The organism is Mesorhizobium sp. LSJC280B00, from assembly GCF_000502835.1.
Classification (GTDB): domain Bacteria; phylum Pseudomonadota; class Alphaproteobacteria; order Rhizobiales; family Rhizobiaceae; genus Mesorhizobium.
This window is the reverse complement of sequence record NZ_AYVL01000016.1, coordinates 189346-214550: the sequence shown is the minus strand read 5'-3', so window position 1 is coordinate 214550 and position 25205 is coordinate 189346. Positions and strand designations below refer to the sequence as shown.

Below are 25205 nucleotides of genomic sequence, written 5' to 3'. Positions count from 1 at the left end.
ATGGCATCGCTGCGGACACTGCTTGCCAGACCCTGGATCTGGTCGTTCTTCGGGGCGCTGCTGGTGTGGCTGGCGACCATCGCCTTCACCGGCGGCTACGGCGGCGGCGGCATGATCACGGCGGCGCTGTCGCTCGCCGTCTTCACGGTCATCGTCGGCGTCGGGCAGATGTTCGTCATCACGCTCGGGCCGGGCAATGTCGACCTGTCGCTGCCGGCCAATATCGGCCTTGCCAGCGCCGTCGCCATGAAGGTCATGGACGGCAATGATGCGATGATCGCGGTCGGCCTGCTGGCAGCGCTTGCCTGCGGCATGGCGATCGGCGCCGTCAACTATCTGCTGATCTGGGCGCTGCGCATTCCGCCGATCATCGCGACGCTGTCGGCCAGCTTCGTCATCCAGTCGGTCGATATCAGCTATGGGCGGGGCCTGCAGATCAAGCCGCCGCCGGGCTTTGCCGATTTCACCAACTGGCAGGTCTTCGGCATCCCGGTGCTGGCGATCCTCACCGTGCTGTTCACCATCGGCGCCGGCATCGTTTTGCAGCGCATGATCTACGGCCGCTCGGTGCTGGCGATCGGCCAGAACATCCGCGCTGCCTGGCTGGCCGGCGTCAATGTCGGCCGCACCCGCTTCCTCACCTACACGCTGTCGGGCGCGCTCGGCGGCCTCGACGGCGCACTGCTCGCCGGCTATTTCCGCGGCGCCAATGTCGATATCGGCAATGAATATCTGCTGGCCTCAATCGCGGTCGTCGTCATCGGCGGCACGTCGGTGGCGGGCGGCAAGGCCAATGTGCCGGGGGTCTGGGGCGCGGCGCTGTTCCTGGTGCTGCTGTTGACCATGCTCAACACATTCGGCGTCAGCGTCGGCGTCCGCCTGGTGCTGACAGGGCTGATCATCGTCGGCGTCATCACCGCCGCCGGTGGGCAGAAGGCGCTGCGCTAAGGCAAGGCCACCCGGCGGCGAGGGGATATCGATCCGGCCCGCAAAACACGTGGTTCCCATCCGCATGCCAGCGCTGTAAATCCCGTCGCGCTATTGGCCAACATCATTGCGTGAGGTTTGCGTGTCCGATTTCGTCAGCACTACAAGGCACGGCAACGTCGCGGTGGTGAGCATCGACAATCCGCCGGTCAACGCGCTGAGCTTCCATGTGCGCGAGCCGCTGATGCAGGCGCTCGTTTCCCTGCGCGACGAGCCGTCGGTCCGAGCAATCGTGATAGCATGTGCCGGGCGGACCTTCGTCGCCGGCGCCGACATCACCGAATTCGGCAAGCCGGCGCGGCAACCGGACCTGGGCGCCCTAGTCGCCATGCTGGAAACCATCGCCAAGCCGACGGTCGCGGCCATTCACGGCACTGCGCTCGGCGGCGGCCTGGAACTGGCGCTCGGCTGCCATTTCCGTGTTGCCGACCGAACGGCAAGGCTCGGCCTGCCGGAAGTCAAGCTCGGCCTGCTGCCGGGCGGCGGCGGCACGGTTCGCCTGCCGCGCTTGGTTGGTCCGCTGAAGGCACTCAGCATGATCGTTTCGGGAACGCCGATCGGTGCGGCCGAGGCGCTCGCCGCCGGCCTGGTGGATGCCGTCTTCGATGGCGACCTGACCGCGCAAGCGGTGAATTTCGCCAACGAAACGGCCGCGAAAGGCGGTCCGTTCACGCCGGTGCGCGACCGCAATGATCGCCTCGACCAGGCCGACTTGCCGGCGTTCGACAAGGAAGCGGCAGTGCTTGCCGGCAAAGCACGCGGCCTCGAGGCGCCGATCGCCTGTGCGCAGTCGATCCGCAACGCCCTGACGCTGCCCTTCGACGAAGCGCTGGCGGCGGAGCGCGACCTGTTCGTCAAGCTTGTCGCCGGGGACCAATCACGCGCGCAGCGGCATTTGTTCTTCGCTGAACGTGAGGCGGCAAAGATTGCCGGCAAGGACGTCGTCAGGCGCAAGATCGCCCGAGTCGGCGTCATCGGCGCCGGCACGATGGGCGGCGGCATCGCCATGGCGTTCGCCAACGGCGGCGTCCCCGTGACCTTGCTGGAAGCGACACACGAGGCCTTGCANCTTGCAGCGCGGGCTGGCGACGATCAACAAGAATTATGCCGTTTCCGTCATCCGCGGCTCGCTGAGCGAAGACGCCAAGCGCCAACGGCTTGGGTTGTTCAAGGGTTCCACCGACTATGCCGATCTTGCCGATTGCGACCTGATCGTCGAGGCCGTGTTCGAGGAGATGGCGGTCAAGAAGGATGTCTTCGGCAGGCTCGATGCCGTGGCCAAACCGGGCGCGATCCTCGCCACCAACACCTCCTATCTCGACGTCAACGAAATCGCCGGTTCGACGTCGCGGCCGCAAGATCTCCTCGGCATGCATTTCTTTTCGCCGGCTAACGTCATGAAGCTTTTGGAAATCGTCCGCGCCGACAAGACTTCGCCCGACGTGCTGGCGACCATCGTCGATCTGGCACGGCGGATCGGCAAGGTGCCGGTCGTTGTCGGCGTCTGCCACGGCTTCGTCGGCAACCGCATGCTGGCGGCGCGCGGTGCGGAACTGGAGACGCTTCTGCTGGAAGGCGCAATGCCGCGCCAGGTCGACCAGGTGTTCACCGATTTCGGCTGGCCGATGGGGCCGTTCGAGATGAGCGATCTCGCCGGCCTCGACATAGGCTGGCGCAACCGCAAGGCGCGTGGCCAGACGGCCGTGATCGCCGATGCGTTGTGCGAACAGGGACATTTCGGCCAGAAGACCGGCAGCGGCTTCTATCGCTACGAAGGCGGTTCGCGCACGCCGCTGCCCGATCCCGATGTCGAGGCGCTGATCCGCAACAAGGCTGCCGAGCGCGATATTGCACCGCGCGCGATCGGCGCCGAGGAGATCATCGAGCGGACGCTCTATCCGATGATCAACGAGGGCGCCAAAATCCTCAAGGAAAAGATTGCCGCCCGCGCCTCCGATATCGACGTCGTCTGGGTCAACGGCTACGGCTTCCCGGTCGGCAAGGGCGGGCCGATGTTCTGGGCGAGCCTCGAAGGCGTGGACAAGATCATCCGGCGGCTGGATCACTGGCACCAGCAGACCGGCAAGGATGTCTTTCGAGTGGCACCCCGGCTCAGGCAGATGGCCGAAACCGGTTCCTGGGACGGCGCTGCCGGCTGAACTTGGGACTACCGAATCCGTGCGTCCATGATCTCGACAAAACGCGCGAACAGACCCGCCTGCGACTTTATCTTGAGCTTGCGGTAAATGTTGCGGCGATGAACTTTTACGGTTCCCGGCACGATGCGCATCGCCCTGGCAATCGATTCCGTGGAATGGCCCTGAAGCACCAGATCGACGACATGCTGTTCGCGCGGCGTGAGTGAAAGGCTCTTCCAGATGTGAGCACGTTCGAAGTCACTGACCGGAGCAATCGCCTCGTCTTGCTTCGTCCCAACCGGTCCGTCAGCCGGAAGGGTAGGCCAGCGCAGCCTGACGAGGCTGATCACCGCAGGCGCCATGTCGCGCAGCAACCTGGCATCGGCGGTTCCGAACGGCCCCGAAGCGCGCAATCGCATTAGCGAGACCACCAGCGCGTCCTTTCCCGGCAGCGGCACGAAAAAGCCGACCTCCTCCGCAAGCCTGGTCTGGCTGTAATAGGAGCGGTAATATTCGCTGGCATAGAAGCGATCCGGCGCCAATTCGCGCATGCGCCAAAAGCCTTCCTTGCGCTCGACTGCCGCATGGTGGAACGGATCGAGCAGATAAGGCCCTTCCTGATAGAGCGCGACGAAGACGTGGCTTTCGGCCGGCGAGAATGTCTCGAACAGCAGCGGCGGGCGTGAGGCGCCGCGATAGCCGAAGATCACGCAATGATCGAAACTGACATGCTGGCGGAGCCAGGCGACCATCGCCTTGCCGAAAAGCTCGCCGCTCGTCTCCCGCGTCGCTGCGATGAGCGCAGCGAGCCGGCTGTATTCATCGCTGCGTGAAACGCCCAATTCATACCCCTCCAGACGAGAAAATAGACGAAATATACCACCTGGGAGGTATATACTAGCCGCCATTGGCTCTGATAGCGTTTCGAGACCAACTAGCCGCTGGAGCCCGCAGCTTTGACCGCAGTGCCCGACATCGAGTTTCGCGGGGTCACCAAACGCTACGGCAGCGTGATCGCGGTCAGCGGCATCGATCTTGCCATCCCGCCGTCTGCCTTTGTCGCGTTGCTCGGGCCGTCCGGCTGCGGCAAGACAACCTGTTTGCGCATGATCGGCGGTTTCGAACAGCCAAGCGAAGGTGTGGTATTCATCCGTGGCCGCGACATGGCCGGCACGCCGCCCTATCGGCGGCCGGTCAACATGGTGTTCCAGCAATATGCGCTGTTTCCGCATCTGGATGTGGCGGACAACGTCGCCTATGGCCTACGCCAGGCGCGGCCGCGCCTGTCGTCGCGGGAGATCAGCCTGAAGGCAGGCGAGGCGCTCGCCATGGTTCGGCTCGCCGGCTATGGACGCCGCAAGATCCATGAGCTTTCCGGCGGCCAGCAGCAGCGTGTCGCCCTGGCGCGGGCGCTGGTCAACAAGCCGGCGGTGCTGCTGCTCGACGAGCCCCTGGCGGCGCTCGACAAGAAGCTGCGCACCGACATGCAGATAGAGCTGCAGAACCTGCAGCGCGAGATCGGCATCACCTTCGTCCTGGTCACCCACGATCAGGAAGAGGCACTGTCGATGAGCGATTTCGTCTGCGTCATGAATGGCGGGCGCATCGTCCAGCTTGGGCAGCCGAGCGAAATCTACGACGAACCCGCCGACCTCTTCGTCGCCGATTTCGTCGGCAAGACCAATCTCTTGAGCGGCAAGGTCGTCGGGCTCTCGGGCAAGCTCGTCGAGGTAGCGCTTGCCGACGGCACCGTCATCGCCGCGCGCAAGCGCACTTCGCTAGCCCAGGGCGAAGCCGTCTCGGTCAGCCTGCGTCCTGAATCCTTAAGTCTCGGCGCGCCCGGAAGCGGCCGGCTGAACGGGCTTGTCCGCAACCGGATCTTTCTCGGTTCCACCGCGGAATATGCAATCGAGGTCCAAGGCATCGGGACACTGCTCGCCAAGGCCGACCATCTGGTTGGCGGTGGAAATCTCTTCAAGCCGGGTGAACCCGTCGCCGTCGGCTTTACAGCCGGAACGCCGCTGGCGTTTCCGGAGAATAACGGGACCAACCAGAGGGAAAACAAAAATGTCGAAATCGTATCGTGACGGACTGCCGATAAGCCCTGAAAAATTCATCGACCAGTTGATGCGCCTCAAGCGCGGTTCCATCGGCCGCCGCGAGTTCCTTGGCCTCACCGGCCTAGGCATCGCAACGGCAGTAATGGCCCGCGAACTCGGCATCATGCCGTCGCCGGCCTTCGCCCAGGAGGGGCTTGGCGACCGCATGTCGATTGCCACCTGGCCCAATTATCACGACCCGGCGACGTTCGAGAATTTCAAGGCCGAAACCGGCGTTGCCGTCGAGGTGAACGTGTTCGGGTCAAACGAGGAGATGCTGGCCAAGCTGCAGGCCGGCGCCTCGGGCTGGAGCCTTTTCGTTCCGACCAACTACACGATCTCGACTTACAAGAAGCTTGGCATCATCGAAGCGCTGGATATGGCCAAGCTTGCCAATTATGACGGCTCGCAAGAAGACCCGCGCTTCACTGGGGAAGGCACCATCGACGGGGTGACCTACGCTGTGCCGAAGAATTGGGGCACCACCGGATTTGCCGTCAACACCAAGAAACTGACCAAGCCGATGACGAGCTGGAAGGAATTCTGGGACACGGCCATGGCGGAGGGTGACGGCCGGACCATGGTTCATGATTACCAACTGACCACGATCGGCAACGCGCTGAAATATTTCGGCTTCTCGTTCAACTCGCTGAAGCCGGACGAACTCGCCAAGGCGGAGGAATTGCTGCTGAAGGTCAAGCCGCATCTGTTCGCGGTCTCCAGCGACTACCAGCCGTCGATGCGTGCCGGCGACGCCTGGATGACGATGTGCTGGACCAATGACGGGGCGCAGCTCCACCGCGACATCCCCGAAATCGCCTACGTGCTTGGCAAGGAAGGCGGCGAGATCTGGACCGACTTCTACGCAATACCCAAGGATGCGCCGAACAAGCCTGCCGGCTATGCCTTGCTCAACTATTTGATGAACCCGAAAGTCGCGGTCAAGGAGCACCTGGCCAACGGTGCGCCTTCCACCGATGCGCGGGTCAATGCGCTGCTGCCCAAGGAGGTGCTGGACAATCCGATCCTCTATCCGGCGGCGGATCTGCTGAAGCCGCTCGAATTCGGTGCGGCTGCAACGCTAACCGATCCGGGCCGGGCCGAATTGATGGCACGCTTCAAGTCGGCTTGAACCGGGCAGGCCACAGGCTCGATGCAGGCAACTCACCCGGCGGGCAGATGTCCGCCGGCACCGGGGCGGCTTTTTCAATGCGCAGCAATGTCCTTCGTCACAATCTCCTGACCGCCCTGCTGCTCGGTCCAGCAACGGCGTGGCTGGTGGTGTTTTTAGTTTTGCCGTTCGTGGCGATCGCCGTTTTCAGCGTCGGCGAGCGGGCGCCGGAAGGCGGCTATCAGGCCGCTTTCACCTTGGCGCAGTATGCCAATCTTCCGGCGCGGGCGACTGCCTTCTGGAACACCATGGTGCTGGCGCCGGCGGGCGCACTGGCCTGTCTTCTCGTTGCCTATCCGGTCGCCTATTACCTCGCTTTGCGCGCGCCGGAACGGTGGCGGCTGATCCTGCTGGCGCTTGTCGTCATCCCGTTCTGGACCAGCCTGCTGATGCGAACCTATGCCTGGATGTATGTGCTTGGCGGGCGCGGCATCCCAGCTCTGCTGGCCTATGTCGGGCTGGAGGACGTGCGGCTGATCAACACGCCGGGAGCGGTTCTGCTCGGTATCGTCTATGGTTATCTGCCGCTGATGATCCTGCCGATCTATGTCAGCCTCGAGCGGCTCGACCGCCGGCTACTGGAGGCCTCCGCCGATCTCGGCGCGACGCCGATCTCGACATTCCTCGGCGTGACGCTGCGGCTGTCGCTGCCAGGTGTGATGACCGGCTTCTCGCTGGTCATGATCCTGCTGCTCGGCGAATATCTGATCCCGACGCTACTCGGCGGCGGCAAGGTCTTCTTCATCGGCAACGCGCTGGTCGATCTGTTCCTGCAATCGCGCAACTGGCCATTTGGATCGGCAATCGCCATCACACTTGTGGCGGTTTCAGTGGTCGTGCTGCTTGCCGCGAACCGCATTTCGACCCGGCTTTCGGGTGCCCGCCGGGTGGACCTGATCTGATGCGTGCCTTCGTCGTTGCGGTCTTTGCCTTTCTCTACCTGCCGATCGCGCTGGTGGTGCTGTTTTCGTTTAACGCCGGCCACCACGCCAGCGAGTTCACTGGCTTCTCGGTGCAATGGTACGGCAAGGCCCTGGCAAACCCGTTCCTGGTCGAAGCGCTGAAGAACAGCCTGTTCATCGCCACGACCAGCGCCTTGCTGGCGGCGCTGTGCGGCACGGCGGCCGCGCTTGGCCTGGCGCGTGTCGGCGCGCGGACGCGAGCCGTCTTCGATGCGCTTTTGGGTGCTGCGATCGTCGTTCCTGGCGTCGTCATCGGCATCTCGACGCTGGTCGCGCTGGTCCAGCTATTCGGGGTGGTCAACCCGTTTGTCGCTTCGCTGTGGCCGAACAACCAGCCACCGCGCCTGGCGCTCGGCTATGGCTCGATCATCGCCGCGCACGGGCTGTTTTCGATGGCGCTGGTGGCGATGATTGTCGGCACGCGCCTCGGCAGCCTCGACCGCAATCTGGTCGAGGCCTCGAGCGATCTTTACGCTACCCCGCTGACGACGTTCCGCAGCATCGTGTTGCCGCAGATCATGCCGGCGGTGATCGCCGGCTTCCTGCTCGCCTTCACATTCTCCTTCGACGATTTCATTGTCGCTTTCTTCGTCGCCGGCGCACAGACGACATTGCCGATCTATGTCTTCGCCTCGATCCGGCGCGGGGTCACGCCGGAGATCAATGCCATCGCGACGATCGTGCTCGTCGCCTCCGTTTTGCTCGTGGTGCTTGCCCAATGGCAACTGCGCCAACGAAAACCATCACACTGAAAGATAAAAAAACATGATTCTGAGAGATCGCATCGCCGTGGTGACGGGTGCCGGGTCGGGGATCGGGCGTGCCGGCGCCATGATGATGGCCAGGGAAGGCGCGCTCGTGGTGATCGCCGACAGGGACCAGGCGGCGGGGGAAGCAACCGCTTCCGACATTCGTGCGGCCGGCGGTCGGGCCGAGGCCGTCGCCACCGACGTCGGCGAGGATGCGGCGGTCGAGCAGCTCATTGCGGGAACGCTGGGCCGGCATCGGCGGATCGACATCCTGCACAATCATGCCGGGATCCAGGTCGGCGGCACGCTGACCGAAGTCGGCGCCGACGGCATGGATGCCTCCTGGCGGATCAATGTGCGGGCGCAGTTCCTCGCGGCCAGGCTGGTCATGCCGTCGATGATCGCGCAAGGCGGCGGGGTGATCCTGAATACCGCCTCGAATTCGGGTGTGTTCTACGACCGCGAAATGATCGCCTACGCAACGTCAAAACATGCAGTGGTGGCGATGACCCGGCAGATGTCGCTCGACTATGCCAAACACAATGTCCGCATCAACGCGCTGTGCCCCGGCTGGGTCGATACGCCCTTCAACGAGCCGTTCATCGCGCAGATGGGCGGGCGGGCGGCGATCGAGAACTATGTCCGCACCAAGATTCCCATGCAGCGCTGGGCCAGCGCGGAGGAAATCGCCGAAGCGATCCTGTTCCTCGTCTCCGACCGCTCGTCCTTCATGACCGGTCAGGCGCTGGTGATCGACGGTGGAGAAAGCATCGGCTGATCCGCCGCTCCCGGCGGGCGGCAGCTGAAATTCTCTTTGGACTAACGGCCGGCGGCGAGATGTGCTTTCGTCTCAAGGAGAATGCGGCCAACATGGCTGGGTCGGGAGCAGAAATCATCAGCGCAAACGGGAAGGCTGCATAATGGCCGAGGCCTATATCTGCGACTACATCCGCACGCCGATCGGACGCTTCGGCGGTTCGTTGTCGGCGGTCCGTACCGACGATCTCGGCGCGATACCTCTGAGGGCGCTGATCGAGCGCAATCCAGGCATTGATTGGGCTGCCATCGACGACATCGTCTATGGCTGCGCCAACCAGGCCGGCGAGGACAACCGCAATGTGGCGCGCATGGCGCTGCTGTTGGCCGGCCTGCCGAAGGAGGTTTCGGGCTCGACCGTCAACCGTCTCTGCGGTTCGGGCATGGATGCGGTGATGATTGCTGCCCGCGCCATCAAGGCCGGCGAGGCGGAGCTGATGATATCAGGCGGCGTCGAATCGATGAGCCGCGCTCCGTTCGTGCTGCCGAAGGCAGAGACCGCCTTTTCGCGCAATGCCGAGATTTACGACACCACGATCGGCTGGCGCTTCATCAATCCGCTGATGAAGAAGCAATACGGCGTCGATTCGATGCCGGAGACCGGCGAGAACGTGGCGGAAGAGTTCGCTGTCTCCCGCGCCGACCAGGACGCATTTGCCGTGCGCAGCCAGGACAAGGCTGTAGCCGCACAAGCCAGCGGCCGGCTGGCAAAGGAAATCACGCCGGTGACGATCGCGCAGCGCAAGGGCGATCCGGTCGTTGTCGACAGAGATGAGCATCCCCGCGGGGGCACGTCGATCGAAGCGTTGGCCAAGTTGCCGACGCCGTTCCGGCAAGGCGGCACGGTTACGGCCGGCAATGCTTCGGGCGTCAATGACGGCGCCGCGGCGCTGATCGTCGCCTCGGAAGCAGCCGCGAAAAGATACGGGTTGACGCCGATCGCCCGTATTCTGGGCGGTGCCACCGCCGGCGTCGCTCCGCGCATCATGGGCATCGGTCCGGTGCCGGCCACGCAGAAGCTGTGTGCCCGGCTCGGCCTGGAGCCGCAACAGTTCGACGTCGTCGAGCTCAACGAGGCCTTCGCCTCGCAAGGCATCGCCGTGCTGCGCCAGCTCGGCATTGCCGAGGATGCGGAGCACGTCAACCCGAATGGCGGTGCCATCGCGCTCGGCCATCCGCTCGGCATGTCGGGTGCGCGCATATCAGGCACGGCGGCGCTGGAGCTGCGTGAACGCGGCGCCAGATACGCGCTCGCCACCATGTGCATCGGTGTCGGCCAGGGCATCGCCGTGGCGCTCGAACGCGTTTGATCTTTTGGCCGCCCTGGGGCAGAGCCCTGGCGCCGCCTATCTCGTTTGCCCGATATGCGAAAGACGCTCTGGTCAATGGGCGATCCTTGCGAAATGATGGACACCGTTGCGCCTAGGCCGGGAAAGTGTGGCCCTTGCAAGAAAGCTGTTTGAATTGAGCGATCCTCAACCCATTACCAACGATACAATCCTCATAATTCTGCATTATGTTCTCGTCGAAATTCGAGGGACTGACAAACCGGAAAAGGCACGGATGCTCGCGGACGCCTTTCACAACGCGCCGAGCTTGATCGCAAATGGCCATGAACCGCAAAAAACGTGGGAAAGCATTCTTTCAACCGCGCGAAGGCTTGAAATAGAGCCTTACGTCCTTCGGCTATTGCGGCACGTTCAATCGCGTCAAATTTCAAACTGAGACATTACCCGAAATTTGACCATGTGGACAAAGGTCCGGCGTCGTTCCATAGTTCCCTGTCTTTATATTTTCCGAACAGCCGGCTCGACATGGCTGTCGAACAGAGGGGCATGCAATGGACAACAAAAAGAGCAGAATCCAATCGAAACGCGAAGGGCTTTCGCGCCGCAACGTGCTGGAGTTGGGCGCGCTCGGCCTGGCGGCGGCGATGCTGCCGGGCAGCGCCTTTGCCAAGACCAAGAAGCTGAAAGTGGCGGCGATCTTCGCCACGCCGATCGAGGAGCCGTGGGACAACCAGATCCACGTTGCCCTGCAGAAGGCCGAGAAGGAACTCGGCATCGAATACAAATGGTCGGAGAAGGTGCAGACGGCCGATTTCAGCCGCGTCATGCGCGAATATGCGCAGGGCGGCTATGAGCTGGTGCTGGGCGATGCCTTCGCCGCCGAGCGCGAATCGCGCAGGACCGCCAAGCAGTTCCCGAAGACCGCCTTCCTGTTCGGCTCCGGCGCCGGGCCGGCCGAGCCGAATTTCGGCGTCTTCGACAACTGGATTCACGAGCCGGCCTATCTGTCCGGCATGATCGCCGGAAAGATGTCGAAGTCAGGCACGGTCGGCGCCGTCGCGGCGATGGGCATTCCGGAAGTGAACCGGCTGGTCAACGCTTTCTTTGCCGGCGCCAGGGAGGTCAATCCCGACATCAAGAAGAAGGTCGCCTTCATCGGCTCGTTCTTCGATCCGCCAAAAGCAAAGGAAGCGGCCGTCGCCCAGATCGATGCCGGCGTCGACGTCATCTATGCCGAGCGCTTCGGCGTCATCGAAGCGGCGGCGGAGAAGAAGATCCTCGCCATCTCCAACATGTCGGACCAGTCGAGCCTCGGCCCCGACACGGTGATCACCGGGCCGGTCTGGGACATGTATCCGACCGTCGAGCAGGCGATCAAGCTGGTCAAGGCCGGCGTCTTCACCGCGCAGGATTACGGCGATTTCTCGCGCATGGCCAAGGGCGGCTCCTACCTCGCGCCCTACCACAAGTTCGACAAGACGCTGCCGGCCGAGGTCAAGGAACTGGTCGAGAAGAAGAAGGCAGAGATCCTCGACGGCAATTTCCGCGTCGACGTCGATGAGAATACGCCGGTCTCGGATTAGGGCTCTGTCTTTTGGGGTTGGTGCTTGTCGCACCCCCCTCTGGCCAGCCGGCCATCTCCCCCTCAAGGGGGGAGATTAGCAGCTTCGCCGACAGCACCTCGTCTTCAGCGCTGACGATTTGCGAAAGCCGAAGTGACATCCGATCTCCCCCCTTGAGGGGGAGATGGCCGGCAGGCCAGAGGGGGGTGCAGCGCATTCCCGTCGATCAAAGCTGAATCGTAAGCCAATTCCGATCGGGAGCACCCTTGTCAACGCCTGCCCCTCTCATCGAAATGCGCGGCATCTCCAAGAGCTTTGGCGCCGTCAAGGCGAACGAGGCCGTCGATCTCAGCGTCGCGCCGGGTGAAATCCTCGGGCTGCTCGGCGAAAACGGCGCCGGCAAGACGACGCTGATGAATGTGCTGTTCGGCGCCTATGCGCCCGATGCCGGCGAGATCCTGGTGCAGGGCCGGTCGGTGGCGATCAACAGTTCGGCCGATGCGCTGGCCGCCGGCATCGGCATGGTGCACCAGCATTTTCATCTCGCACCGCGGCTTTCGGTGCTGGAGAACCTCTTGATCGGCATTCCCGGCAGATCGGGCCGGATCGACCGCGCCGGCGGGCTGGCGCGGCTCGCCGAGATCGGCCGCCAGCACGGGCTGACGCTCGACCCGGACCTCCCCGTCTCGGCGCTGTCGGTCGGCGAGCAACAGCGGCTCGAAATCGTCAAGGCGCTGTTTCGCGGCGCAAGGCTGCTGATCCTCGACGAGCCGACGGCGGTGTTGGCACCAACCGAGGTCGACGGGCTGTTTTCGGCGCTGCGCTCGATGGCGGCACAAGGGCTCGGCATCATCTTCATCTCGCATAAGCTCAACGAGGTGCGAGCGCTGACGCATCGCTGCGTCGTGCTCCGGCATGGGCGCGTTGCCGGCCGCGTCGATGCGCCGGCCAGCACCACCTCCTCGGAGATGGCGCGGCTGATGTGCGGCCACGAGATCGTGCCGCCGGCCAGAGGACCGTCGATGCCCGGTGCGGCCGTGCTGACCCTCGACGGTATCTCGACATCTCATCATTCCGGCATGGCGCTGCGCGATGTTTCGCTGTCGGTTCGTGGCGGCGAGATCCTTGGCATCGCCGGCGTCTCCGGCAATGGCCAGCGCGCGCTTGCCGAGGTCATCTCCGGCGTGCGTGCGCCCGATGCCGGGAAGATGACCATAGCCGGCAAAACGGTTTCGCGGTTCTCGCCGAGCACAGTGCAGGCGCTCGGCCTCGGCCGCATCCCGGAAGACCGCATGACGACCGGGCTGGTCACCAATCTGCCGCTTGCCGATTCGATGGTGCTGCCGCGCATCGGCACGGCGGCGTTCAGCCGCAACGGCCTGATCAAGCCGGATGCGATCCGCGCCTTCGCCGAGGCGCAGATCAAGGCCTACGATATACGTTGCCCCGGGCCAATGACGCGCGCCGGGGCGCTTTCCGGCGGCAACCTGCAAAAGGCGCTTCTGGCGCGCGAACTCGCTTTCGATCCAAAGGTGCTGATCGTTTCGCAGCCGACTCGCGGCCTCGACATCGGCGCCGCGCGCTTCATCCACGAAAAATTCCTCGACATGCGCGCCAAGGGCTGCAGCATCATCGTCATCGGCGAGGATCTGGAAGAGTTGCTGATGCTCTCGGATCGTATCGCGGTGATGTATGAGGGCCGCATCGTCGGCACGCTGGACAGCGCCGACGCCAGCATCGCCAGACTCGGGTTGATGATGACCGGAGCGGAGGGCCATGCCTGATGTTCCGTCTCGAGGCCCGCACCTCAACGCCCGCCTGGTTCAATCTGGCGCTGCCGCTGCTCGCAATCGGCGCGACGCTGATCCTGTGCAGCGGCCTCATCGCACTGGCTGGCGCCGGCGTCGTCGAGGCTTATGGCGTTATGTTTTCGGCGTCTTTGGGCGACAGCTACGCCATCACCGAAACGCTGGTGCGTGCCGCGCCGATGATCTTCACCGGACTGGCCGTGGCGGTCGCCTTCCGCGCCAAATTCTGGAACATCGGCGCCGAAGGGCAATTGCTGGCTGGTGCGGTGGCGAGCTGTGCCGTCGGTGCAATCCCGATGCCGGGGCCGCTCGCCATGCTGCTGATGGCGCTGGCGGGCGCTGCCGCTGGCGCGGCCGTCGCCCTGATCCCCGCCACACTGCGGGTAAAATTCAGGGTCGATGACGTGGTCAGCTCACTGCTGCTCAACTCGGTCTTTTTCTATGCACTGATGGCGCTGATCGAGGGGCCATGGAAGGACAGTTTCAGCGGCTACCCGATCTCGCCGCCGATCGAGGATACGGCCAATTTTCCGGTGCTGCTCGAAGGCACGCGGCTGCATCTCGGGGTCGTCGCGGCGCTGGTCGCCGCACCGGTCATCTGGTTCGTGGTCGCGCGTACGACGCTCGGCTTCCGCATCAGGGTCACCGGCGAAAACCCCGAGGCGGCGCGCTATGGCGGCATCAATGTCGAGCGGGTGCTGATTTCGACGGCGCTGCTGTCTGGCGCATTGGCCGGCCTTGCGGGCGTCGGCGAGGTCGGCGGCGTGCATTTCCAGGTGATGAGCGACATCTCGCCGGGCTATGGCTATTCCGGCATCGTCGTCGCCATGCTGGCGAGGCTCAATCCGCTCGGCGTCGTGCCGGCGGCGATCTTCCTTGCCGCGGTGATGACCGGCGCCGAGGCGATGTCGCGGGCGACCGGCGTTCCGGCCTTCCTCAGCGATGTCATCCAGGGAACTGCGCTGCTCGCCATGCTGGCGGCGCTGCTGTTCACCGCCTATCGCATTCGCCGCGTCGGAGCCACCAAATGAGCGTGGTACTGGAGCAGATATTCCAGGTCGGCTTCCTGGCCGCGATCATCCGCATCGCCACGCCCCTGGCCTTTGCGACGCTGGGCGAAATGTTCTCCGAGCGCGCCGGTGTGCTCAATCTCGGCATCGAAGGCATCATGCTTTTGTCGGCCATGACCGGCTTCACCGCGGCGAGCCTCAGCGGCAGCCTTTGGCTTGGCGTGCTCGCGGCGGTGCTGACCGGGGCGCTGATGGGCGCCGTGCACGCGCTGTTCACTGTAGCGCTCGGCCTCAGCCAGCATGTCTGCGGCATCGGCGTGACGCTGTTCTCGTCGGGCCTTGCCTATTTCCTCTACCGGCTGATCTTCGGACAGCAATCGGTGCCACCGAACATCAAGGGGTTCGAGACGCTGCCGATCCCGATCCTATCCGACATACCGGTGCTTGGGCCGGCGGTGTTCAACCAGTTTTCGCTGGTCTACATGGCGATGCTGGCCATACCGCTGGCCGCCTTCGTGCTCTACCGCACGCCTTGGGGCCTAGCGGTGCGCATGGTCGGCGAAAACCCGCGTGCCGCCGATTCTGCCGGCGTCAGCGTCATTGCAACACGCTTCCAGGCGGTGATCCTCGGCGGTGCCTTGATGGGGTTGGCCGGTGCCTTCCTGTCGATGGCGCAATTCAACGCCTTCACCTTCGGCGTGGTTTCGGGGCGTGGCTGGGTGGCAATCGCGCTCGTCGTTTTCGGCCGCTGGGATCCGTGGCGATCGGCAGGTGCTGCATTGCTGTTTGCCTTCGTCGACGCCTTGCAGTTGCGCATGCAGGCGAGCGGGCTTGGCCATATCCCCTACGAGGCGTTCCTGATGCTGCCGTTCATCTTCACCATCGTCGCTATGGCGGTGATGTCGCGCAATGCGGTGGCCCCGTCGGCGCTGCTCAAGCCGTTCCGGCGCGAAGAGCGGTAGCGGCGCTTCGCCCTTCACATCGCGGTAAAGCCGTTATCGACGAACAGATGGGCGCCGTTGACGAAGCTGGCCTCGTCGCTGGCCAGGAACAGGGCTGCCTTCGCGACCTCTTCCGGCNTGGGCGCCGTTGACGAAGCTGGCCTCGTCGCTGGCCAGGAACAGGGCTGCCTTCGCGACCTCTTCCGGCTCGCCGATCCGCCCTTGTTGCGCCGCCATTGCCGCGTCGGAGACATCGACGCCGAGTTTGTCGAGATCGGCGACCTCGCGCAGGCCATGCGGTGTCCTGATGAAGCCTGGACAGACCGCATTGCAGCGGATGTTGCGGTCGCGGAACTCGACGGCGATGGCACGCGCGAACATATGGCAGGCGCCCTTGGTGGTGTCGTAAAGCACCTCCATCGGCGTCGCCGCCACCGCCGAGATCGACGAGGTGCAGACGATGGAACCGCCGCCGGCGGCGATCATGCCGGGCAGCACGGCACGCGTCATCAGGAACATCGAACGCACATTGACGGCATGCAGCCAGTCCCATTCCTGCAGCGTGGTCTCCAGGAAGGGTTTGATGACGAGGGTGCCGGCGTGGTTGAACAGAACCGTGACCGGGCCGAATTTTTCCGTCGCGCCCTTCACCGCCGCTTCGACCTGCGCCTCATCCGATACGTCGGCGACCCAGTGCTCGGCGACATGGCCGCGTTGCCTGATTGCCGCTGCGGTGGCCGCCGCCGCTTCGCCGTTGCGGTCGACGATCGCCACCTTGGCGCCCTCGGCCGCGAAAAGCTCCGAGGCCGCACCGCCCATTCCCGTCGCGCCGCCCGAAATGATGGCGACCTTGCCGGCCAGTCTTGTGCCCATGGTTTGCTCCCTGCTGCCTTGCCGTGACGTCGCGGCTTTCCGCTGAAGCGATGCTATCCCTCATCCATTGGATGGCCAAGGAGCCACAGACACATGGACCTGACGTTTCCTGCCGTCACCCCGGCATGCCGCAAAAGGCAGCGCTAAGCAGTAAAAGCACTAATGTGTCTATCATTTGGAGAAAATTGTTCTAAGGGTCGCGCGAAAATAGCACTCGACAAAGTCTACTGATTTTATAGATTAAGCGCCGAGACGGAGGTCGATATGTCCTATAGCCAGAACGCTCAGACTGCCCGCAAAGGCCAAAGGCTGGGTTCCGACCAGGTGTGGCGGCCGGCCTATGCCGGCGCTTTCGCCTATCTCGTCTTTGCCCTTGCGTTTGTATTCACCGGGGCAGTGGTACTGGGGCTGATCCCCTGATTGTCAAGGCTCTGATCATCGAGGCTTCCTCGGGATAGCGGCCTGCCGTTTGCAGAAATTCCGGAGTTGATGAACCGAATGCCGGTGCGCTTTTGCGCGCCCTGATTCCAACGTGATGGAGGAGATGGCAATGCCAATCGAGTTCACGCATGTTCCCGGTAAGATCCACGCTGCCGACGCCAGCTTTTTCTATGACTTTGTCGAGACCGCGACGAAGCTGTCACTGATCGAGGATGCCGGATTCCAGAGGATCGTCATCGACGACCAGGCCGGGCTGCTGACCAATATGGACCTTGCCGCCCAGACGCTGGACCGGACCTCGTCCCTGGAGGTCGTGCTCACGCATTGGGCAGGCGTGATCGAACCAACCGTGGCGGCGCGGCAGCTCGCTGCCCTCGACGGGAGAAGCGGTGGCCGGCTGTCGCTCAGGATGCTCAGCGAGCCGCTGAGCGACGACGATGCCGAGGCACGTCCGGCCGGCCATACGGTGGTCTGGCAACGCATCGACGAATATCTGGTGCTGCTGAAGCGGTTGTGGTCGAACGACAGGCCGTTCGACCATGAAGGCGCCTTTTACAGCATCAAAGGCGGCTATGTGCCGCGCAAGGGGCCGCATGGTGCCGATGTGACCATCCGCATGGGCGGGCAGTCGGGCACTGCGCTCAGGGTCGCGGGCAGGCATGCGGATGTGTTCGAGTTGGCGCCGGGCTCGCTTGCAGAAATCCGCCAGTCAATGGAGCGCGTACGCGGCGCCGCCGCCGAACACGGCCGGGCCGGCAAGCTGCATTTCGCGCTTCCCGTCCGAATCCGTTCGGAAGACAAACCGGCCGCTTCCTGCCAGAAGGCGCTCGAACTTGCCGGGCCGCCGGCGCAGGTCGCGCTTTCGCTGCTTTCCTACGCCGCTTTGGGGATCAAGGAGTTCATGATCGTCGGCGTCGACAGGCCACGCGAGATTGCGACCGCCGGCCGCGAGGCGATCGCGCTCTTGCGCAATTCGCTGGCACGGCGCGAGGCCGATGTCCCTCAGCCGGGGGCGTTTGCGTCACGCGCGACACAGGGAGCACGCGCCGGCTGCTGAAGAGCCTCCGTCGTCCCGCGCCTTGGTGACGGGTCTACCACCATTCCGGGAAAGCCGCGTGAGCCGCCCTGGCCAGCGTCGGTATTTCCTGATCGGGAACGGAGCTGTAGGGCCAGAGCAGTCGTGGGCCGAGCGGCGCCCAGCCGCCGGCCGCCGCCATCGCCTTGTCGAGTGCTGCATCACCGACATTGTAACGGGTGCGAAACGGTAGGACATGTGCGGCGAGGAAGGCCTGTATGCGGGCCTCGACCTCGGCAGCGGCGGCCATGTCGGTGCGGATTATCTGCCACCACATCATCGCGCCCTTCGGGTTGAGGCAGGCAACGTTGGAATAGCTGCCATGGGCCCCTCCAGCATAGCCTGCTGCCAGCGTGTGGCCGGGGACGAAGACGGAAAATCCGTCCAGTTTGCGGCGCATGTCGGCATACCAGCCGGCGTCGCCGCCCGGCAGCTTGGCGCCGACCAGCGATGGCACGGCCGCACGCAGACTGGCGATGCCGTCGAGCGTCAGGTGGCGCTTGGCGTGCGGCGGATTGTAGAGCACCAGCGGCGTTTCAGGCGCGGCGTCGCACAGGCCGCCGGCAAAGCGCATGACCTCGTCGTCGCTGGGCGGCCACCAGTCGGGCAGCGTGAACTGCACCGCCGCCGGGCGAAGTCCGGCGACCCGCGTCAGTCGCTCCAGCGCAACGCGCGGATTGGACTGGCTGATGCCGATCTGGAAAGGAAGGCGCGCGCGGCCGGCTATGGTTGCGACCAACTCACAAAGCCGGTCGAATTCGGGCTCGGTCTGGCAATGGAATTCGCAGGCCGTGCCATTGGAATAGACGCCGTCGACGCCTGAGGCGCAGAGTCGGGCGATCGTCTCTTCCGTCGCCTGCCAGTCGATCGCTCCGCGATCGTCGATGGCCAGCATCACCGCGCCCCAGATGCCGCGCGGTGCGTGTGCGGGCAAGCGGGCCAGATGGTCGTCGAGGTCAGCGTCCACCGGCGATCTCGTGTTCGCGGCGGGTTTCGTTCGACGCGAAGGCAGCCTCGATAATAGCGATGATCTTGCGCGCATAGATGCCGTCGACCGGGACAGGCGTGTCATCGGCAATGGCATCGCGCATTGCGTTCCATTCGCGCACCAGCGCGTTATGCATCCAGTTCGGCTCAAAGGAACCGGGCAGCTCGGTCCAGACCGTCTCGCGGCCAAGCATGGTGCCGCGGTCCATGTCGATGCGCAGCGTTCCCCGCTCGCAGACCAGATCCATGGCATAGGTGGTGGCGCCGGTGCGATAGCCGACGCTCTGCACCTGGCCGATGCCGCCGCCGGCGAAGCGCAATCCGAGCAGAGCGCTGTCGTCTGCTTCCTGGTCATGGAACTTGGCGCCGAGCATGCCGCTCACCGACACGACATCGTCATCCATCAGCCAGACCAGGCGATCGACCGCGTGGATGCCGGCCGTCAACAGCATGCCGCCGCCGGTCGCCTTGCGCAGATGCCAGTCGCGGCGATTGTGCTCCATCCACAGCTTGATGATCCAGCTCGATCCGGCGAGCGGCCGGCCGAGCTCGCCTTCCTCCAGAATTTGCCTGGCCGCCATGCAGGGCAGGGCGAAATGCATGAGGTGGGCGACCATCAGCTTGATGCCACCCTTGGCCACGGCGGCGTTGATCGCATCGCAGGCAGCCACCGTCGGCGCCATCGGTTTTTCGAGCAGGATATGCTTGCCGGCCTTTGCCGCGCCGATGGCCATTTCGGCATGGAGATGGTGCGGGCTGGCAATGAGGACCGCATCGACCTCCTTGTCGTCCAGCAGCCTTCGCCAGTCCGCGTAGCCGCGGCCGCCATGTTCAGCGGTGAATTGCTGCAGTGCGTCGGCATTTCCTCGAGAGGCGGCGACGAGGCGAATATTTCCAACCTCGCGGATTGCCCGCGCATGGGCTGCGCCGAAATCGCCGGCGCCGATAATTCCTATTCCAATCATGGTCCTGCCTTTTGATAAGCGGCGTCGATCAGCGACATCGCCGCAACATAATCTTCGATGGACACCGGCGGAGGCGCCTTTCTGGCCAGCCGGTCAAGCGTATCGCGCATGAACAGACGATAGCGCGTTGCCGGCAGTTCGACCGGCAAGTCGACGATTGCCGCGTCGTCGAGCGTTGCGCAGATAACATGGTCGCCATGATCGATGAGGGTGGCATTGGCACTGACGATGCGCCACTCGAAGTCACCGCCGGGGCGCATCGAAGCAAAGGTGTAACCGGCCTCGACGATGAACAGCGCGCCGGCTTCGTCTTCCAGCACCAGAAGTGCGTGATCCTCGACCGGGCCGGGATGGATGCGGTTCGCGATCGAAACGCTTTTCAGGCCGAGCTTGCCGGTTGCGAGGCTGAGTGCCGCGTCGACGCCGTGTATGCCGAGATTCCTCAACGCACCCCCGCCACCAACCGCCGGGTCGAGCACCCAGGCGACACCGTCGGCGATGTAGCGTTGCGGCGGGCCGTTGACCAGCCGGAACTGGCAATGCGCCACGGGGCCGGCGCGACCTTGCCGGCGCAGCCGTTCAAGGCCGGCAACGGCCGGCCCGAAACGGTTGGGCAGGGGAACAGCGACAAAAGCCTGGTGCTGCCTGGCAAGGTCGCGCAGCGCCATCAGTTCCCTCGTATGGCTGGCCGCCGGCTTCTCCAGGATCAGCGGTATCCTTGCCGCGATGATCGCACGTGCCCGCGCCGGCACCATCGAAGGGTGCCCCATCAACAGGATCACATCCGGCGGGCTGGAGAGTATCTCCTTGAAATCTTCGATAAACGGCAGGTCGTGATGCGCGGCGAACGCTTGCGCTTGGCCAGGATCCTCGTCCCAGATACCGGTGATCTCCGTGCCGTAAAAGCGTGCGGCGTCGAGGTGTATTTCGGCGTGCCAGTGGCTCGAGCCGGCGAGGGTAATCTTCATTCGGAGGCAGCAGGTTTGTTATGGGCTTGCAGGATATCCTACAAGTGGCTATACGACAAGCGGCGGGCAAGCTTCAGCGGATGATGAAGGCAGTGGGATGGCGGAACTGAAGTCGATCGAACCGTTGAGCAGACCGCCGCTGCTTCACGTCACCGTGCAGGAAAGCCTCAGGGCCTATATCGAAAGCAACCAGCTCAAGGCAGGCGATCCCCTGCCGCCGGAGACGTTCCTGGCGCAGCGGCTCGGCGTCGGCCGCAACTCCGTGCGGGAAGCCATCAAGGCGCTGGAATCGATCGGCATCCTGGAGACGCGACGCGGCATCGGCGTGTTCGTCAAGGAATTCTCGTTCAAGCCGCTGCTGGATAACCTGGCCTACGGTTTGCAGGATTCGCTGCGCGATGTCGAAGAGCTGCGCGAAATCCGTCGCGTGCTGGAAACCGGCCTCATCGCCAAGACGATCGAGATGATCAGTGCCGAGGACATCGAGGCGCTGCGCCAGTTGACCGAGCGCATGCGGCAACGTGCCGAGCGCCATGAGAGCTTCGCCGAAGAGGACCAGCAATTCCATCAGCTGCTGTTCCGCTGCCAGAACAATCACATGCTGAGCGCGCTGATCGACATCTTCTGGACGGCGTTCAACAAGGCCTCGAATTTCACCAATCTCGATAATCCGACGCCGCTGGCGACATGGCGCGACCATCACGAGATCGTCGAGGCTGTCGCCGCCAAGGATGTCGACCAGGCGCGTCGGCGGCTCGACGACCATTACCGGGGGATCCAGCAGGTTATCGCAAAAAACCGAACAAGCTGAAGAACAACCTGACTATGCCAAGGGAGGAAACCATGCGTATCAGGACCATCGCATTCTCAGTCGCCGGGCTGCTGCTCGCCAGCATTGCCCCATTGACCAGTGTCCAGGCACAAAGCGCCAAGACCATTGCGGGCGGCTTCGACGTCGGCCCCGGCGGTTTTCCCAAGAACTTCAACCCGCTGGTGGCGACCGGCGGCTACACCTGGCTCAGCACCTATTTTGAACCGCTGGTCATCTACAATGCCGGGCTGGCCGATATCGAAGGCGACCTCGCCAAGGACTACAAGATCAGCGACGACCAGCTGAGCTATACGTTCAACCTGGTCAACGAGACCTGGCATGACGGCAAACCGTTCACCTCGAAGGACGTCAAGTTCACCCTCGAGCTTGCCAAGAACAAGGCCTCCGGCAGCCTGTTTGCCGCCCGCCTCGCCAACATCGCCTCGGTCGATGCCCCGGATGACCACACCGCAGTGGTGAAGCTATCGAAACCGAACGGCTCGTTTCTATCCATCCTCTCGCAGCTGATGATCCTGCCGGAGCATGCCCTGGCCGCTCTGCCGCCGGAATCGCTGGCGACAAGCACCTGGTGGTCGACCACACCGGTCGGCACCGGCCCGTTCAAGTTCAAGCGCTACGTGACCGACCAATATGTCGAACTGGCAGCCGATGACGATTATCGCGGCGGCAAGCCGAAGGTAGACGTGCTCATCAACCGCTATTTCGAGTCGCCGGCGGCGGCCGTTGCCGCACTCCGTGCCGGCGAAATCCAGTTCACCTATGTCGAGCCCGACGATGCGGCATCGTTCAAGAGCGACAGCAATTTCAAGGTGATCGAAGGTGCCTCGTACGTGGTCAACTATATCGGCCTGAACCAGAAGGTCGACCTGTTTAGGGATATCCGTGTCCGCCAGGCGATCATGTACGCGATCGATCGCAACGCCATCATCGACAGCCTCTACGGCGGTGCCGCCGAGCCAGCCAATTGCGGCTATGTCGCGCCGCATCTCGTTCCCGCAGGCCTCGAACCCTATGCCTACGATCCGGCAAAGGCCAAGGCGCTGCTGAGCGAGGCCGGCTGGGACAAGATCAACGGCGACAAGCCGATCACCTTGCTGACCTATTACGGCTCGCCGCAAGCGGCCAATGTGATGGCCGCTGTCCAGTCGATGCTGGCCGAGGTCGGTATCAATGTGGTGCCGCGGGTCGTCGATACGCCGACCTACAACGGCATCGTCTACAAGCAAGGCACGCCGGACTGGAACGCCTTTCCGATGGTCTATGCCGGCCTGCAGAACGGCCCCAACCCGGCCGGCCTCAATCCCGGCCTCAACAAGTCGCAGATCCCGCCGGCAGGCTTCAACACCATGCGCATCGAGTTCGACGATCTGAGCACCGCATTGGACGCCGCGCTAGGCCAAACCGATCCGGCCAAGCTCGATCAATCCTGGCAGGGGGTCTGCAAGGTGATGAACAAGGAGCTACCCTGGGCGACGTTGTGGGTGGCCAACCGCTATGGCGTAGCCTCCAACAAGCTGCATGACTTCGTCTGGACGCCGGCGCCGGGCGGCGGCCCCTACGCAGCTCACCCCGAGCGCTGGGACATCCAGTAAGAAACCCGCAACCAAGCGAGCAGGCGGGACCACTTTGGCGCCGCCTGCCACCGCCACGGAAAGCCCATGTTGAGCTTCATCGCCCGCCGCAGCGCCACAGGATTGCTGATGCTGGTCGCGCTCAGCGTCCTCATCTTCATCCTGTTGCGGCTGGCGCCGGGCGATCCGATCGACGCCTATATCAACCCATCGGTCCCCATGTCGGCTTCCGACCTCGAGGGCCTGCGCGAACGGCTCGGGCTCGATCGGCCGCTTCCCGTGCAATATCTCGCCTGGCTGCGCGCGGCGCTGAGCGGTGACTTCGGCTATTCGATCCAGCGCAGCGGCGTTGCCGTGCTGCCACTGGTCATGGAACGCATCGGCCCGACGGCGCTGCTGATGGGTACGGGCCTGGCGATCGCCATCGTGCTCGGCATTTCCGCCGGCATTTTCAGCGCGGTGCGCCGTAACGAACCATCCGACATCGCGCTGTCGGTGCTGTCGTTTATCGGTATCTCCAGCCCGGCTTTTCTGACAGCGCTGCTCGGTCTCTATTTCTTCTCGGTGCTGCTGCGCTGGGCGCCGTCCGGCGGCATGCAGACCGCGGGTGCGCCGTTCTCGGCGACGGATGTGCTTGCGCACCTCGTCCTGCCCGCCTGCCTGCTGTCCGTCGGCCATGCCGCGCTGATCATGCGTTACATGCGCGCCTCGCTGCTGGAAGTGCTCAACCAGGATTACGTGCGGACGGCGCGTGCCAAGGGCGTGCGCGAGTTCTGGGTTATCATCAAGCACGCGACCCGCAATGCGCTCTTGCCGGTCATTACCTTGATCGGCTCGACTGTCGGCATCGCCATCGGCGGCGCCATCTTCCTGGAAAGCGTGTTCAACTGGCCGGGCATGGGACTGCTTCTGGTCAACGCCGTCGGCACCCGCGATTACCCGGTGATCATGGGCGCTACCCTGGTGATCGGCGTTTGCGTCATCCTGGTCAACCTCTTGACCGACGTCGTCTATGCCGTCGTCGACCCGCGCATTCAGGTGGCATGATGGCAATCACGGCGCCAGATCCTACAGTTGACCCGACAGCCGTGCCGCAAACCAAAGGCCCGCTTCGCCGCGCGCTCGACCGCTTTTTTGAAAACCGCGCGGCGCGTGCCGGGCTTTTGATCGTCATCCCGATCCTGCTGGCGGTTTCGACGTATCCTTTGTGGTGGCCGTTCGGTCCTAACACCATCGACCTCCGAGCAATGAACAAGGCGCCGTCGGCCATTCATTGGCTGGGCAGCGACGGCGTCGGGCGCGACGTCATGGCCCGGTTGCTGCAAGGCGGGCGGATCTCATTGCTGGTTGCCGTCAGCTCGGTCGCCATCTCCACCGTCATCGGCTTCCTGGTCGGCGCCGTCGCCAGCTTTGGCGGGCGCCTCGTCGACGGCACGGTGATGCGCCTGGTCGATCTGGCGATGACGCTGCCGCCGGTGATCTTCCTGCTGGTGCTGGCTTCGATCGCCGGCACCGGCATCGCGCCGACCATACTGGTGATCTCGCTGCTCTCCTGGCCGGTGCTGTCGCGCATGGTGCGCGCCCGGCTGCTCGAACTGCGCGAGCGCGATTTCGTCGTTGCCGCCCGCGGCATGGGGGCAGGGCTGCCGCATCTGCTGTTCCGGCACGGCCTGCCCAATTGCATCGATATCCTGGTCGTCTACGCCACCTTGCAGATCGCCAACGCCATCCTGCTCGAGGCCGGCCTGTCCTTCCTCGGCCTCGGCATCGCACCGCCCGAAGCCAGCTGGGGCAACATGCTCAATCTCGCCCGCTCCACCGTCGTGCTTGAAAATTACCCCTGGCAATGGATGTTCCCGGGCGCCGCACTGGTGCTCACCGTGCTCGCCATCAATTTCATCGGCGACGGCTTGCGCGACGCATTCGACCCTCGCTCCGATCTCAACTGACCTCAAAGGTTC

Annotated in this window: 21 protein-coding genes and 2 pseudogenes; 18 read left to right on the top strand and 5 right to left on the bottom strand. The window is 63.9% G+C overall.

All coding sequences use genetic code 11. From position 1 onward, the window contains the following. Together X773_RS61270 and X773_RS61265 are read left to right on the top strand one after the other, a co-directional pair. On the top strand, positions 1-948 hold the full coding sequence (locus tag X773_RS61270; protein WP_023678189.1) for an ABC transporter permease: 948 nt from the start codon (positions 1-3) through the stop codon (positions 946-948). Between the two features lie 121 nt (positions 949-1069). Next, positions 1070-3146 (top strand): annotated as a pseudogene (locus X773_RS61265) (3-hydroxyacyl-CoA dehydrogenase NAD-binding domain-containing protein). Positions 3147-3154: 8 nt separating this feature from the next. Here the strand turns inward: X773_RS61265 and X773_RS61260 are convergent. Then, positions 3155-3967 (bottom strand): LuxR C-terminal-related transcriptional regulator, encoded by an 813-nt coding sequence (locus X773_RS61260; protein ID WP_023678188.1) that lies wholly within the window; start codon positions 3965-3967, stop codon positions 3155-3157. Positions 3968-4081: 114 nt separating this feature from the next. Between X773_RS61260 and X773_RS61255 the strand changes: the two genes are divergently transcribed. From X773_RS61255 to X773_RS61205, 10 genes are all read left to right on the top strand, one after another. Beyond that, on the top strand, positions 4082-5212 hold the full coding sequence (locus X773_RS61255; protein ID WP_023678187.1) for an ABC transporter ATP-binding protein: 1131 nt from the start codon (positions 4082-4084) through the stop codon (positions 5210-5212). Continuing rightward, the gene (locus X773_RS61250; RefSeq protein WP_023678186.1) at positions 5193-6356 is read left to right on the top strand and encodes a spermidine/putrescine ABC transporter substrate-binding protein; all 1164 of its coding nucleotides are present in this window, start codon (positions 5193-5195) and stop codon (positions 6354-6356) included. The genes X773_RS61255 and X773_RS61250 overlap by 20 nt, the downstream gene beginning before the upstream one ends. Positions 6357-6433: 77 nt before the next feature. Next, positions 6434-7297, top strand: coding sequence for an ABC transporter permease (locus X773_RS61245; protein ID WP_023678185.1), 864 nt, complete (start codon positions 6434-6436; stop codon positions 7295-7297). Then, a complete protein-coding gene (locus X773_RS61240; protein ID WP_023678184.1) occupies positions 7297-8109 on the top strand; it encodes an ABC transporter permease in 813 nt (270 codons plus the stop codon). The genes X773_RS61245 and X773_RS61240 overlap by 1 nt, the downstream gene beginning before the upstream one ends. Before the next feature lie 13 nt (positions 8110-8122). Beyond that, positions 8123-8884 carry a glucose 1-dehydrogenase gene (locus X773_RS61235; RefSeq protein ID WP_023678183.1) on the top strand — a complete coding sequence of 254 codons (762 nt, stop codon included), beginning with the start codon at positions 8123-8125 and terminating at the stop codon, positions 8882-8884. A gap of 142 nt (positions 8885-9026) precedes the next feature. After that, positions 9027-10232: a 3-oxoadipyl-CoA thiolase gene (pcaF, locus tag X773_RS61230; protein WP_023678182.1), complete on the top strand. Its 1206-nt coding sequence runs from the start codon at positions 9027-9029 to the stop codon at positions 10230-10232. A 530-nt stretch (positions 10233-10762) separates the two neighbouring features. Then, complete coding sequence (locus X773_RS61220; RefSeq protein ID WP_023678180.1) at positions 10763-11794, top strand: BMP family protein; 1032 nt, start codon at positions 10763-10765, stop codon at positions 11792-11794. A gap of 272 nt (positions 11795-12066) precedes the next feature. Next, the gene (locus X773_RS61215) at positions 12067-13557 is read left to right on the top strand and encodes an ABC transporter ATP-binding protein (protein ID WP_051406163.1); all 1491 of its coding nucleotides are present in this window, start codon (positions 12067-12069) and stop codon (positions 13555-13557) included. Then, positions 13557-14612 carry an ABC transporter permease gene (locus tag X773_RS61210; RefSeq protein WP_023678178.1) on the top strand — a complete coding sequence of 352 codons (1056 nt, stop codon included), beginning with the start codon at positions 13557-13559 and terminating at the stop codon, positions 14610-14612. The genes X773_RS61215 and X773_RS61210 overlap by 1 nt, the downstream gene beginning before the upstream one ends. After that, positions 14609-15553: an ABC transporter permease gene (locus X773_RS61205; RefSeq protein ID WP_023678177.1), complete on the top strand. Its 945-nt coding sequence runs from the start codon at positions 14609-14611 to the stop codon at positions 15551-15553. Before X773_RS61210 ends, X773_RS61205 begins: the two co-directional genes overlap by 4 nt. Positions 15554-15567: 14 nt before the next feature. Here the strand turns inward: X773_RS61205 and X773_RS61200 are convergent. Continuing rightward, a pseudogene (locus X773_RS61200) lies at positions 15568-16405 on the bottom strand (SDR family NAD(P)-dependent oxidoreductase). Positions 16406-16669: 264 nt separating this feature from the next. On the opposite strand from X773_RS61200, the gene X773_RS74675 reads away from it, so the two are divergent. Together X773_RS74675 and X773_RS61195 are read left to right on the top strand one after the other, a co-directional pair. Further along, entirely contained in the window at positions 16670-16825 is a 156-nt protein-coding gene (locus X773_RS74675; protein WP_023678176.1) for a hypothetical protein, read from the top strand. 130 nt (positions 16826-16955) lie between these two features. Then, a complete protein-coding gene (locus tag X773_RS61195; protein WP_023678175.1) occupies positions 16956-17903 on the top strand; it encodes an LLM class flavin-dependent oxidoreductase in 948 nt (315 codons plus the stop codon). 34 nt (positions 17904-17937) lie between these two features. Here X773_RS61195 and X773_RS61190 read toward each other — a convergent pair whose 3' ends face one another. From X773_RS61190 to X773_RS61180, 3 genes are read right to left on the bottom strand one after another with little or no spacing between them, the layout of a single operon-like run. Beyond that, positions 17938-18888 (bottom strand): dihydrodipicolinate synthase family protein, encoded by a 951-nt coding sequence (locus X773_RS61190; protein WP_280952108.1) that lies wholly within the window; start codon positions 18886-18888, stop codon positions 17938-17940. After that, a complete protein-coding gene (locus X773_RS61185) occupies positions 18878-19873 on the bottom strand; it encodes a Gfo/Idh/MocA family oxidoreductase (RefSeq protein ID WP_023678173.1) in 996 nt (331 codons plus the stop codon). Before X773_RS61185 ends, X773_RS61190 begins: the two co-directional genes overlap by 11 nt. Continuing rightward, positions 19870-20841 (bottom strand): Gfo/Idh/MocA family oxidoreductase, encoded by a 972-nt coding sequence (locus X773_RS61180; protein ID WP_031212079.1) that lies wholly within the window; start codon positions 20839-20841, stop codon positions 19870-19872. Before X773_RS61180 ends, X773_RS61185 begins: the two co-directional genes overlap by 4 nt. A gap of 97 nt (positions 20842-20938) precedes the next feature. Here X773_RS61180 and X773_RS61175 point away from each other — a divergent pair, with 97 nt between their 5' ends. The 4 genes from X773_RS61175 to X773_RS61160 all read left to right on the top strand — a co-directional run bounded on the left by X773_RS61175 (position 20939) and on the right by X773_RS61160 (position 25193). Beyond that, positions 20939-21652: a FadR/GntR family transcriptional regulator gene (locus X773_RS61175; protein WP_031212077.1), complete on the top strand. Its 714-nt coding sequence runs from the start codon at positions 20939-20941 to the stop codon at positions 21650-21652. A gap of 32 nt (positions 21653-21684) precedes the next feature. Then, positions 21685-23265, top strand: coding sequence for an ABC transporter substrate-binding protein (locus tag X773_RS61170; protein ID WP_023678170.1), 1581 nt, complete (start codon positions 21685-21687; stop codon positions 23263-23265). 66 nt (positions 23266-23331) lie between these two features. Continuing rightward, on the top strand, positions 23332-24291 hold the full coding sequence (locus tag X773_RS61165; protein WP_023678169.1) for an ABC transporter permease: 960 nt from the start codon (positions 23332-23334) through the stop codon (positions 24289-24291). After that, complete coding sequence (locus X773_RS61160) at positions 24291-25193, top strand: ABC transporter permease (protein WP_084641329.1); 903 nt, start codon at positions 24291-24293, stop codon at positions 25191-25193. Before X773_RS61165 ends, X773_RS61160 begins: the two co-directional genes overlap by 1 nt. Positions 25194-25205: the final 12 nt, after the last annotated feature.

Bases quoted from the DNA above. Each gene is read 5' to 3' on its own strand.
- X773_RS61270 (WP_023678189.1), top strand. From the start codon at position 1: ATGGCATCGCTGCGGACACTGCTTGCCAGACCCTGGATCTGGTCGTTC.
- X773_RS61250 (WP_023678186.1), top strand. From the start codon at position 5,193: ATGTCGAAATCGTATCGTGACGGACTGCCGATAAGCCCTGAAAAATTC.
- X773_RS61245 (WP_023678185.1), top strand. From the start codon at position 6,434: ATGCGCAGCAATGTCCTTCGTCACAATCTCCTGACCGCCCTGCTGCTC.
- X773_RS61240 (WP_023678184.1), top strand. From the start codon at position 7,297: ATGCGTGCCTTCGTCGTTGCGGTCTTTGCCTTTCTCTACCTGCCGATC.
- X773_RS61235 (WP_023678183.1), top strand. From the start codon at position 8,123: ATGATTCTGAGAGATCGCATCGCCGTGGTGACGGGTGCCGGGTCGGGG.
- pcaF (WP_023678182.1), top strand. From the start codon at position 9,027: ATGGCCGAGGCCTATATCTGCGACTACATCCGCACGCCGATCGGACGC.
- X773_RS61220 (WP_023678180.1), top strand. From the start codon at position 10,763: ATGGACAACAAAAAGAGCAGAATCCAATCGAAACGCGAAGGGCTTTCG.
- X773_RS61215 (WP_051406163.1), top strand. From the start codon at position 12,067: ATGCGCGGCATCTCCAAGAGCTTTGGCGCCGTCAAGGCGAACGAGGCC.
- X773_RS61210 (WP_023678178.1), top strand. From the start codon at position 13,557: ATGTTCCGTCTCGAGGCCCGCACCTCAACGCCCGCCTGGTTCAATCTG.
- X773_RS61205 (WP_023678177.1), top strand. From the start codon at position 14,609: ATGAGCGTGGTACTGGAGCAGATATTCCAGGTCGGCTTCCTGGCCGCG.
- X773_RS74675 (WP_023678176.1), top strand. From the start codon at position 16,670: ATGTCCTATAGCCAGAACGCTCAGACTGCCCGCAAAGGCCAAAGGCTG.
- X773_RS61195 (WP_023678175.1), top strand. From the start codon at position 16,956: ATGCCAATCGAGTTCACGCATGTTCCCGGTAAGATCCACGCTGCCGAC.
- X773_RS61185 (WP_023678173.1), bottom strand. From the start codon at position 19,873: ATGATTGGAATAGGAATTATCGGCGCCGGCGATTTCGGCGCAGCCCAT.
- X773_RS61180 (WP_031212079.1), bottom strand. From the start codon at position 20,841: ATGAAGATTACCCTCGCCGGCTCGAGCCACTGGCACGCCGAAATACAC.
- X773_RS61175 (WP_031212077.1), top strand. From the start codon at position 20,939: ATGGCGGAACTGAAGTCGATCGAACCGTTGAGCAGACCGCCGCTGCTT.
- X773_RS61170 (WP_023678170.1), top strand. From the start codon at position 21,685: ATGCGTATCAGGACCATCGCATTCTCAGTCGCCGGGCTGCTGCTCGCC.
- X773_RS61165 (WP_023678169.1), top strand. From the start codon at position 23,332: ATGTTGAGCTTCATCGCCCGCCGCAGCGCCACAGGATTGCTGATGCTG.
- X773_RS61160 (WP_084641329.1), top strand. From the start codon at position 24,291: ATGGCAATCACGGCGCCAGATCCTACAGTTGACCCGACAGCCGTGCCG.